The 5,015-nt window shown below is 42.9% G+C and carries 4 protein-coding genes; all 4 read left to right on the top strand.

Annotation, left to right across the window (positions count from 1 at the left end; translation table 11 throughout):
• The first annotated feature begins 59 nt into the window (after window positions 1-59).
• The 4 genes from B3M51_RS04505 (at window position 60) to B3M51_RS04490 (ending at window position 4,667) form a co-directional block, all read left to right on the top strand.
• Window positions 60-1,775 carry a histidine kinase gene (locus tag B3M51_RS04505; RefSeq protein WP_292757117.1) on the top strand — a complete coding sequence of 572 codons (1,716 nt, stop codon included), beginning with the start codon at window positions 60-62 and terminating at the stop codon, window positions 1,773-1,775.
• On the top strand, window positions 1,765-2,409 hold the full coding sequence (locus B3M51_RS04500) for a response regulator (protein ID WP_292356344.1): 645 nt from the start codon (window positions 1,765-1,767) through the stop codon (window positions 2,407-2,409). The genes B3M51_RS04505 and B3M51_RS04500 overlap by 11 nt, the downstream gene beginning before the upstream one ends.
• Before the next feature lie 261 nt (window positions 2,410-2,670).
• Window positions 2,671-4,026, top strand: coding sequence for a sensor histidine kinase (locus B3M51_RS04495; protein ID WP_292757115.1), 1,356 nt, complete (start codon window positions 2,671-2,673; stop codon window positions 4,024-4,026).
• Complete coding sequence (locus B3M51_RS04490; protein WP_292356340.1) at window positions 4,023-4,667, top strand: response regulator; 645 nt, start codon at window positions 4,023-4,025, stop codon at window positions 4,665-4,667. The genes B3M51_RS04495 and B3M51_RS04490 overlap by 4 nt, the downstream gene beginning before the upstream one ends.
• Window positions 4,668-5,015: the final 348 nt, after the last annotated feature.

The raw sequence follows: 5,015 nt of genomic DNA, 5'->3' as shown, positions 1-5,015 counted from the left end.
ATCAGTCTTCGCTGGGTGGATAATCTTGGTGGCAAGGGAACAACGGAAACCAAAGTGGTATGAGCCTGAAACTTCGCGCCAATTTATTTTTTGCCATCCTGCTTTTGTTATCAATGCTGGGCAGTGCCGCAATTCTGATAACCAACGCCAAACGGTCTGTTGAAGCTGAAGTTACTTCAACTATGGATGCAACTGCACACATTATCACTGTTACGCTGGCGGGGGGGACGCTTACTCGCAATACCAGTGTCAGTGAGCACATGCATGAATTAGTTCGAGCTTTAAGCGAAATTCGCAGTCTGCATATTCTGTTGTTTGATCGCCAGGGGCTGCTTTTTGAAGGCACACCGGAGAAAGAGTTGTCAGTCCAGCCTCCAGCCTGGTTTGTTAAGTTATTGTTCCCCGATCTTTCACCCCTTTCCAAACGCTTTGGTACTGGCCATATGGTTATTTACCCTGCTCCCATGCAGGAAATCAGTGAGCGCTGGCAAGATATTCGCGCCATTATGGCGCTGGGCATGATTATTTTTGTGGTGGTTGCCTTTTTCATTTACTGGGGTGTGGGCTGGGTAATCAGACCATTACAACGGTTGCTGGATGCATTGGCTGGTTTTGAACGGGGTGACCTGCATATGCGACTACCCCGTTTTTCGCTGAGAGAAATGGATCAGATTAGCCAGAATTTTAATCGTGTCGGGGATGCTCTGGAACAAAGTACGACCGAAAATCGCCGTTTAGCGATGCTGGTGAAACAATCTGGTGACGCGATACTTTCTTTGGACCATGCCGGTTATATAACCTTTTGTAATGCCGCAGCGGAAAGACTATTTGCCGATATACCGAATTTATTAGGTGAATCATTGGCTTCCATGCCATTTCAGGAAGATCGCAACAGTATTATTGATATTTTAAATGGCTTCCAGTCAGTGGAAAATCTGGAAACGACACTTGAACGGGGTGATGGCGAACAGCTTTCCTTATTAATATCTACCGTACCTTTAACCGAAAATGATGGTTGTGTTGCGGGTATGATTTGTACGTTGCGTGATATTACCGAGCATAAACAGGCCGAAAAAGCCCGTGCCCAGCTTTATGAAACCCGGCTTTTAACCAAGCACATGGATCAGGTTCAGGAAGCCGAACGTCGGCATTTAGCCCGGGAATTGCATGATGAGTTGGGACAATGTTTGACGGCAATTAAAACTGATGCGGTGTTAATTCGTAACCGCTCAGAAGAAACAGATAGGAAAATTTATCAAAGTGCCCAGGCAATTATAGATACGGCCAGTCATATATATGATGTTGTACATAATATGATAACTCGTCTGCGGCCGAGCCCGTTGGATGATCTGGGGCTGATGGCTACATTGCAGGAGAGCATCAGTAAATGGCAACAGCGTCAGCCTGAGATTACGTTTAATTTGATTACAGAAGGCCAGTTAAATGGCTTTGATGAAGCAACAAATATGACGGTGTTCCGTGTCGTGCAGGAAGCATTAACTAATGCCGTTCGCCATGCGGATGCTGAAAATATTATGGTGAAAGTGATACGCGATAAAAGTGAATTTTCAGATCAGTTAAAGATTAATATTCGCGATGATGGAAAAGGCATGGTCGTCAATGATTTTCACTCTGACGTCGATTTTGGCTTGCTAGGCATGCGGGAAAGAGCGCAAAGTCTGGGGGGAAGTTTTGATTTGGAAAGTCAGTTAGGTGCAGGAGTCAACCTGACTATTACCATACCACTGGGGGTAAACGTTCACCATGAGTCTTAATAAAATAACGGTTTTATTGGTTGATGATCATGAATTGGTTCGCGCAGGTTTTCGTCGTTTACTTGAAGATGGTGACAAATTTGATGTAGTTGCTGAAGCGGGATCCGGGGAACAGGCTGTTCAGGATTTTGCCAAATATCATCCAAATGTGGTGGTGATGGATATTTCAATGCCGGGGATTGGCGGTGTCGGGGCAATTGAACGGATTATTGCTCGCGAACCTTCAGCCAAAATTCTGGTGTTAAGTGTGCATGAAGATAGTGTATTTACCACTCGCGCCATGCAAGCCGGTGCATTAGGTTTTATCCCCAAACGCAGCGCTCCTGAAGCCATGTTAAAAGCTGTTGAAATGGTTTCTATGGGCAGAACATGTATTGCCCCGGAAATTGCTCAACAACTGGCGATGCAAAAGTTAACCGGGTCAGAAAATCCGCTTGATGTGCTCAGCCAGCGCGAGTTTGAGGTATTTCGTCTTTTAGCCGAAGGCAAGACCGTGAACGAAATTGCCGATATTTTGAATCTCAGCCCCAAAACAGTGGGAACTCACCACACCAATATTAAACAAAAACTCAATGTTTCAAACTCCGCTGAGCTAGCCAGACTGGCTATTCGAAGTGGATTGCTGGAAGCCTGATTGACCGCATGCGTTAGACTTTATCGCTTACCAATCTGCTTTTTATGAAATAGTGTCTGGATGTTCAACATACTAACTCAGATAATGCTTTATGAGTTCTCTGTCACATCAATAACGAGTTGTAGGCTGCAGTTCGTTGGCCGCATACTATAATCTTAGAGTTTATTGATTTATTAGCCACATCAGAAGCGGCTCTGAAAGATCAACAGACCCTAATGTTTTCTGTAGTTTTAACGAAGTGCATTTTATGGATTTTAGCTTGTGAACCTGATTCTCCAGGTTAATCTCATCATTGTGATGGTATTTATCATAATGTGTAGTATTGGTGTCAAAAGTACACTTGATGACCTTCGCCTGAGAGTTGATCATGAACTTGATGTTTCTAATGAAGTTGCAAACTACGCTATAGAGGCCCAGCTTGCCCGTTTGGAAGCGGAGTTATCACAAAAAAATATTCCCGTCTCACAATGGACTTCACGCTTTCATTTAGAAGATCTCAAAGAATTACAGCACGTCGATATTGAATTGATCGCAAGTAATGGCGAATTACTTGATTCAAACCACCCCCTCACCAGCAATTTACTAACTGGTTTACCTTTGTGGCTGGAAAACAGCCTTAAAGACTATCTTGGTCATACTGAAATTATTACGACGCCGATTATGTTTGCTGAGCAGCATCTCGGGGATATTGTTATCCGGCCCAATTTCAGTGCCGAATGGGATGATATTAGAAGCTATATCAGAAAATCATTAATGCCATTAATTCTGACTTTTTTGGTTGGTAGTGTACTCATTGCAATAATTGCTTCATTAATCTTATTGCCCGTGTCAGAAATGTTACCCAAGAAAAATAAACAGACACCACCGGCACGAACACCATTTGCTTTGCTTCGATTAAATCAATTATTAGCCGTTAATCGGCAACTGAAATTGCTAAAACAACGCTATCTGGATACGGATCAAAAAATTGATGTCTTGAATCAACAGCTGATCACGATTCAAGAAGCTGAACGAAAGCGTTTATCAGCTGAACTACATGATGAGATAGGACAACATTTGACAGCTATTCAATTCGATATAAATACGATTAAACACTCAGCTTCTCTGGACGAAGCAAAGATCAGTGCGGCAGCTATTGATTCTGTTCACCGTCGGATGACAGTGATTGTCCGTTCAATGTTACAACGATTACGTCCACCCGAACTAACGGCATTAGGGGTACATGGTGCTATTTCAGAGTTGTTTAATGATTGGGTACTTCGTCATCCACAGCATCATGCAAAACTCAGCATAGAGGGAGATTTCAACCAGCTTGATGAAACCCGCCAATTGACCATATATCGTATTGTTCAGGAAAGTTTAACCAATATAAGCCGGCACGCCGGGGCTGAAAATGTTGAAGTAAAAGTCAGTTTAAGTTGCAATAATGATTTAATAGATATAAGTGTAAATGATAACGGAAACGGTTATCATCCCAGTAGTTCGAATAAAGGTTATGGTTTAACTGGAATGCGAGAGCGAGTAGAAGCGTTGTCAGGGAGTTTTCATATTACGTCAGCCCATGGTGATGGATTTACGCTTTCTGCGACTTTTCCAACCCAAGGTACTGCTGAATGAAGAACGAGATCCGAGTTTTACTGGCTGATGATCACGAAGTGGTTAGATCTGGCCTTGCAAGAATGCTTGAGCGTAATGATGATATGCACATTGTTGGCGAAGCAACCAGTGGTGAACAGGCATATCAAATGTATACGGAACTTGATCCTGATATCCTTATTATGGATATGAGCATGCCGGGAATTGGTGGCCTGGAAGCCCTTAGACGTATTCTGGTGCGTTATACCAAAGCAAAGGTGATAATGTTTTCCATGCATGAAAACGTTACACTGGCGGTTCAGTCAATGAGTGCCGGAGCTGCAGCCTATCTTGCCAAATCAGGTGATTCTGAAGATATCGTCAAAGCCATCCGCCAGGTGATGGATGGTAAAAGTTACCTTAGTTCAGAAATGGCACAACGTATAGCATTGCAAAGTGTTTCCGGATCAGAAGACCCGATACAACGTTTAACAGTAAGAGAATTTGAAGTTTTCCGGTTGTTAGCAGAAGGTCATGCACTGGAATATATTGCGGAAACATTGAATTTAGGACAAAAAACCGTCGCGAATTACCAGACAATGCTGAAACAGAAGCTTGGTTTTCACTCATCAGTAGAGTTAGTGCGGCTTGCAATCAAGTATAACGTGATAAAAAGTCATTAATTTTTCAGCCCTCTATAAGCACGAAACTGAGGAATAATGGGAAGAACTTCCCTGCTCGGGAAAAAATCCCGATATCAGAGTGACTGCTTCCTAATGATTCTCAGGCAAAATCGGCATAAAGTCACAACCTCATGAAAGAACAGCAACGCTGACATCATGAACGATAAAAACTATAGAGGACAACTTTATGAAGCTGAAAACATTATCAATCGCAATGATGGGTTTAGTAGCACCAGGTCTGGTCGCTGCAGATGAACTCATCGATATGCAAAAAAATGCTAATAACTGGGTTATGCCAGCAGGTAACTACGCTAACCAACGTTATAGCGAACTGACTCAAATCACTAA

Origin of the sequence: Methylophaga sp. UBA2689 (assembly GCA_002354555.1) — a bacterium.
Classification (GTDB): Bacteria; Pseudomonadota; Gammaproteobacteria; order Nitrosococcales; family Methylophagaceae; genus Methylophaga.
Note: the sequence above shows the minus strand (reverse complement) of the source record. Positions and strands in the feature narration are given on the sequence as shown.